Below are 867 nucleotides of genomic sequence, written 5' to 3' on the forward strand. Positions count from 1 at the left end.
AGCTGAAAGTCAGAAGATGATTGACCAGGGTTTGCCATTACCAGCGTATGAGTTGGTGCTTAAGGCTTCCCACACATTTAACATGCTGGATGCCCGCCATGCGATCTCGGTCACTGAACGTCAGCGCTATATACTGCGTGTTCGAGGCTTGGCACGATCCGTTGCCCAGGCATATTTTGATAGTCGTAAAGAATTAGGCTTCCCTCTGGCTCCTGAAGGGATTCGTGAAGAAGTCCTTGCCAGCTTAGAAAACGCTGGTTCAAAGTCGGACAAAGGAGGCAAGAAATAATGTCTACGCAAGATTTTCTCGTTGAAATCGGGACTGAAGAACTTCCACCGAAAGCACTGAAGAAGCTCTCGGACTCCTTTACCAGTGGTATCGAAGCAGGCTTAAAAGATGCGGCTTTGAACTATGCTGAGGTAAAGGCTTTCGCTAGCCCCAGACGTTTAGCTGTTCGAGTTAAAGGTTTGGACGTGCAGCAAGCTGATAAGTCAGTTGAAAAGAAAGGCCCGTCAAAGAAAGCCGCTTATGATGCTGAAGGGAATCCTTCTCGCGCCTTGACTGGTTTTACCGGCTCGTTAGGTATTAAGCCTGAAGACCTAGAAGAAATGGAAACGCCGAAAGGAACATGGTTAGTTTACCGCTCGCTAGAGAAAGGTCAGGAAACCAAATCTTTGTTGAATGACATTGTTGCCCAGTCATTGAACAAGTTGCCTATTCCTAAGCGTATGCGTTGGGGAGCTCAAAAGGTTGAGTTCGTTCGACCGCTGCAGTGGGTATTGATGATTTTCGGTGATGAGGTTGTAGAAGGCAGTATTCTGGATATTCCAGCTGGTCGAAAGACTCGCGGTCACCGCTTCCATAGT

Annotated in this window: 2 protein-coding genes; both read left to right on the forward strand. The window is 47.6% G+C overall.

Features of this window, described 5'->3' with window-relative positions:
- The coding region (locus A3729_RS17925; RefSeq protein WP_156490462.1) for a glycine--tRNA ligase subunit alpha at positions 1-289 on the forward strand (289 nt) is incomplete at its 5' end.
- On the forward strand, positions 289-867 hold a 579-nt coding region (locus A3729_RS17930), incomplete at its 3' end, for a glycine--tRNA ligase subunit beta (RefSeq protein ID WP_156497996.1). The genes A3729_RS17925 and A3729_RS17930, both read left to right, overlap by 1 nt.

This window comes from Oleiphilus sp. HI0043, from assembly GCF_001634935.1.